At 42.7% G+C, this 5,140-nt stretch carries 3 protein-coding genes and 1 pseudogene; all 4 read right to left on the bottom strand.

The features are described 5' to 3' along the window. Positions 1 to 1,006 precede the first annotated feature (1,006 nt). Positions 1,007 to 3,280 carry a polysaccharide biosynthesis tyrosine autokinase gene (locus H6F66_RS13175; RefSeq protein ID WP_199295452.1) on the bottom strand — a complete coding sequence of 758 codons (2,274 nt, stop codon included), beginning with the start codon at positions 3,278 to 3,280 and terminating at the stop codon, positions 1,007 to 1,009. Between the two features lie 34 nt (positions 3,281 to 3,314). Further along, positions 3,315 to 4,409 (bottom strand): glycosyltransferase, encoded by a 1,095-nt coding sequence (locus H6F66_RS13170; protein ID WP_190421920.1) that lies wholly within the window; start codon positions 4,407 to 4,409, stop codon positions 3,315 to 3,317. 138 nt (positions 4,410 to 4,547) lie between these two features. Further along, on the bottom strand, positions 4,548 to 4,895 hold the full coding sequence (locus H6F66_RS13165) for a hypothetical protein (protein WP_190421918.1): 348 nt from the start codon (positions 4,893 to 4,895) through the stop codon (positions 4,548 to 4,550). 153 nt (positions 4,896 to 5,048) lie between these two features. Next, positions 5,049 to 5,140: pseudogene (locus H6F66_RS13160) on the bottom strand (IS5/IS1182 family transposase); the annotation flags it as partial.

Raw genomic sequence — 5,140 nt, 5'->3', positions numbered from 1 at the left:
AGAACGGGGAAGCGAACCTTAGCCAATGCCACAACCAAAATCAACCTTTGCTTCATCAGGTTAATGATTAAGAGGCTTTCAGCCACTTCTTAAGATGTCAAATGGGTTCTATACGGCAGACAGTGAATTCGGATAAGAGCCAATCTTGAGCTATATGAAAGTAAGTTCGATATTCGCGCCAATATTGTAGGCAAATTAGAACTTGGTCTTCCCAAGCCACCTTTTGAGGACAGCCTCGTGTTTTTTTGAGACTAGCAGCATCTCGCAACACCTTGACCATCTCATCAAATGTACGTCATTGCACCCCAACTAAGCGCTTGAACTCTCGATTCGATAACTTCTTTGTTTGCTCGTATCGCATGGGTAGATGCAGTCAAAGTACAAAATTTCTTACTTTACCATAAAATAATTTTGCAAGAGGTTTAATGTACACCAAGCTTGACCCGACTATTAATCCACTACTCTAGTTTTTATAAGTGGAGATTGATGAATGAACTCAACGTTACAGTCATTTACTCCCTCAAAACCAGTTTGGCGGCATCTGTAGCAGGTTAAGAGAATTGCCTGATATATCACGCATCACTGTGGTGGGGAGAGGGGAGCATTGCTCCCCTCTCCCCACCACATGATTATTCTTATTAAGAACATTTGGAGTATTCTCGCTAGCTGACAAAAACGTTTTATATGTATCTTTTCTTTGTCAAAGAGGGTTGGGCGGTAGGGTTCATCTCTCTCTTTCTTTAATTGGAGACTTATCGCACTCACCCTTATTGCTATTCCTTCTCTCAAAAATTAATAAAAATCATCCGATAGAGAGATACCTTAAAAGAAATATTTATTACATTTCATACCAATAGTATTTTGTTGGGCGATCACATCATAAGCATGCAAGAACTCTTGAAATCTCAAGAGGAAAGGCTATATGGTCTCACATTTAATAGTGAAGTAAACTCTTTTACTCTTTCTCCACCGCTCGGCATAATTGAGTAGGGCGCACCAAAACTTTCTATGACTTCACAGAGGGTACGCTGCCCTTTTTAAGACTACTATTTCCATTAGCGATAACTCCGATCGGATTTAACTTATTCAGCAGGGCTGTAGCTTCGGTGAGTGCGGTTTTGGTCACCCAGCCAAGGCGTGTCACCAACACTACTCCCCGGCAACAGGATGCAGCCAACAGAGCATCCACTATTCCTAAAACGGGAGGAGCTTCTAGCAAAACTAAATCATAACTCTGCTCAAATGCTGTCATTAATTTTTTCATTTGAGGAGAACTCAACAGACTAACAGGATCTGTGGGTATTGGTCCAGAAGTCAAAATATCAATATGTAAATCTAACCCTGGAATATCACTATGTACTGGCACTGTTACTGGCACTGTAGCGTTACTTTCCAGCAGGGTTGAAAGCCCATACTTATTAGGGAGATCAAGCAGTTGGTGCAGCATCGGCTGTCGGAAATCAGCATCAATTAACAGTACTCGTTGATGTAGACGGGCAGCACTAATCGCTAAAGCTAATGCTATCGTTGATTTTCCCTCGCCATCCACTGCTGAGGTAATCATTAGAGGGCTGGAGGTCGAAGCAGACTTCTGAAGTTGAATATTTTTATAAATCAGGTCAAGCGCTTCCCAAGCTGGTGGAGTATAGACTACTTCAATTGTCCAAGGTGTTGTACCTTCCCGTTCGCCAGACGGTAGCTTGATGAGGGGTTTGCTTGGACAAGCCATGGAAACTTGCGACTTAGCAAACGGTAGCCCAAATGGTAGCTTAATGACTGGTTTGTTCTTGTTAAGCTGCGGTAGCGATAGAGTCATTCCTAATAGAGGCAAGGAAACCTGCTTCTTCAAATCGTCAGAGCTATGAATAGAACCGTCCAGCATGTCGCGAACAAAAGCTGCTGCACCACCCAAGAACAATCCAACTACGACACCCAGCAAAATGTTCTGCTGTGTTTTAGGACCGGTTTTCAAACCAAGTTGGGGTGCCTCGACAACTTGCCAATCAAATCCGCCTCGGGCAATTTCCAGGCTTAGTGCTTGTCTTGCCGTTTCTAGCTGTTGAAGCGTTTCACGCTTCAGTTGTAATTCGGGTTGTAGGCGGTTATATCTAGCTAACAGATTAGGAAACCGATCAAGTTCCGCACGGAGCTGCTGCTCTTTTTTTGCAAGTGTTTGGTCGCGTCCTGCCAGACCTTGTAGATTTGCCTGGATCTCACCAAGCTTACTACTGATGTTTAAGTCAGTGTCACCGAATTGTCCTTCTTTCAAAAGGCTTTCTCCCATACCGTTAAGTTGAGAAGAATTTTTGCCTACAGCACGTTGTGCCTCTGCTTGCAACAGACTTAACTGCTCATTGCGCTGCAAGAGTAGCTTTTGAAGAACTGGGTTTTCGTCAGTAAAGCGCACGCGCTGCTGGGCAATTGCAAGGTCTGTTTTTTGGATTTCATTGAGCAACGTTTGGTAGCGAGATGACTGACTTAGACGCGCAGACATGGGCGCTTCCTGCGGAGAACTAACAAGCTGCTGCTGTAAAGAGTTGTATTGAGCCTGAAGCTCTGTTCTCTGAGCCTGACTTCTCCATCGCTCCTGCTGAATATTGTTGATCGCATCAGTCAGGGCTTTTGCTTGTGCATCCGGCTCGATCAGGTTCTGACTTGTGCGAAATTGTTCTAAGGCTACCTCAGCCTTAGCAACACTCTCACCAACCTTGGGTAACTGTTCATCAATGAAAGCCAGTCCTCTAGTTAAACGGAGTTTTTGCTGTTCTCGGTTGTAATTTAGATAAACCTGTTGCAATGCCTGAAGGACTTTTTGGGTTTTAATCGGATTAGAATCTGTATAGGCTGCTTCAAAAATCTTAGGCGGACTTTTAGAGTCTTTACTCTCATCCTCCAGATAAGTTACAAATAAAGATTTTTTAATTTTATCTACACTAATATCCGGGTAGTCAGACCGAAGTAACTCTATCGCCTTTTGGATAACCTGAGAACTCCGCATTAAGTTCAGCTGAGTAGCAGCGTCTACCTCAATATTAGAATCAGCATACTGCTTGTCTCCACCTTGTTCTTTTTTGCCTTGATAGTTAGGTTCTACTAGCAGTTGCATTGAGCTTACATAGGTAGGCTTTTCCTTCAAAACTTTAACAGTGGCAATAGTCAAAACAATACAAAAAATCCCCACTAACCAAAAGCGCCGACGTATTAAAACGGCAAGCAGTTGCCCATAACCTTCCTCTGTTTCAGCAACTGGATTGAAATTGCTTTCAGTCACTTCTACCATACCTCAGCCAGAAATTTCTTACGCTAAACATAGCTTAGGGCTGATTGGAACGGCAAACTTCCTCAATCACCCGATCTACTTTTTTAAAGAAAACTTCTTCAGAAAAGTTACTAATTGCATGCTCTCTGATTTGTTTGTAGTTCCATGCAATTTTATTCGACTCAACTAATGCTCTGTGAATTGCTTCAGGTGTCTGCCGTTCAAAAAAGACCCCAGTCTTTCCTGGGATTTGAGTATCTAATACACCACCCTTACCATAGGCAATTACCGGAGTTCCACTTGCATTCGCTTCCACCGGAACTAAACCATAATCTTCCAACGCGACAACAATAACACCGCGAGCTTTGGACAGTAACTGGCTACGTTTTGTATCGCTTACATGACCTAAAAACTTAATATTTTTCAAAGCTCTAGACTCAAGACGCTCTCGCTCTGGCCCATCACCGGATATCAATAACGGCCATCCCAGCCAATTGAAAGCTTCAACAACCACATCAATACGCTTATAGCTGAGCAGACGAGCTGAGGCAAAATAGAAGTCATCCTTATTGTCTGAAAAAATAAATTTACTAGTATCAATTGGATAGTTAATAACAACGGACGGCTTCCCGTAAAATTGCTGGATACGACGACCGACAGTGCTGGAATTAGCAATGTAAAAGTCAGGTTCCTGAGCCGAATCTAAATCTGCTTTTCTCATCATCTGAAAAATTGGATTTAGAAAAGCAGAAAGCTTTCGATAGGCAGCATACTCTCGAAGATAGGTTGTGGTATCCCACAAAAAACGAGGCACATTGTGACAAAAGCAAATGTGTATTGCTCCCGGTCTTTTTTGCACGGCTTTAGCAAAGCCCGTGGTACTGCTGATAATCAGATCGTAGTCTTGCAGATCCAAGGCTCGAAAAGCTGGAAAATAGAAGGGAGCCATTAGCCTAAAATACTTAGTGGCCCCTGGAATCTTCTGAAGTACAGTTGTACGAACCTGGCGTTCGCCCAGATCAATCGTTAGTTTAGGCTCATACAGAGACGTAAAAATATCAGAATTGGGATAGCGTTTACACAGCAATTCAAATACGCGCTCTGCCCCACCAGGCTGTGTTAAGTAATCATGGACGAGAGCAATTCTCATGCTAATGCGAATAAAGATGAAATTATGTTATTCCTATGATTAGTGCGATTTGGTTCTTACAAGCACATAGTTAGTAATTTTCAGAGGGGTATGTACCAATCCGTGAAAAATTCTGTCATTTCTCCCTAATCTCTTGTTTTATTGGGATAATTTCGGTTTCGCCTCTATCTCTAGAGAGTAATAGAGGAATTTTGGTTGCCAAGCCACAAAGCTAGGGTATTCTAATATTAACATAAGTTGGGTTGGTGCCCGCGTGTGACAGTTGCAAAAGTCCTGAAGGCGATAGTTCACGGGAACTGGCTTGCCTTCTGGGTCGGTGTAGTACGCGGTAATTAAGTTAATTCCCTTGATAACACTGTGGCTCTTCCCTGACCAATAGTAGTTGATTAACTTTGCAAACTCGTGGTCCCTATACGGCTTTTCAATTACCGTATCATCTCCACTAAGCGTGCCATCTATCAAATTAATGTCTGGGAGAGAGTTCATCAACTAAATCTTTTGGTTCATCTGCCTCCCCTAGCAGGAAGCAGTTGACGCTGTCATGAGACAAGCCTTCAATACCAGGGTAAGCGTATCTAATTTTGTGCTGATAAGTACAGACTATTTTGGTGAAGTATAAGAGGATGTCTGAGAAGTGTACTAAGCTAAGCGTCGTAACATCAAACGAATGTTTGCGATATAGATAAAAGCTTCCGACGTCTGCGGCAAAATTTCATAATCCTTAGAGAGTC

It is taken from the genome of Trichocoleus sp. FACHB-6 (assembly GCF_014695815.1).
Lineage (GTDB): Bacteria > Cyanobacteriota > Cyanobacteriia > Cyanobacteriales > FACHB-T130 > Funiculus > Funiculus sociatus.
This window is presented reverse-complemented; position numbering and strand designations above follow the sequence as displayed.

Bases quoted from the DNA above. Each gene is read 5' to 3' on its own strand.
- H6F66_RS13165 (WP_190421918.1), bottom strand. From the start codon at position 4,895: ATGAACTCTCTCCCAGACATTAATTTGATAGATGGCACGCTTAGTGGA.
- H6F66_RS13170 (WP_190421920.1), bottom strand. From the start codon at position 4,409: ATGAGAATTGCTCTCGTCCATGATTACTTAACACAGCCTGGTGGGGCA.
- H6F66_RS13175 (WP_199295452.1), bottom strand. From the start codon at position 3,280: ATGGTAGAAGTGACTGAAAGCAATTTCAATCCAGTTGCTGAAACAGAG.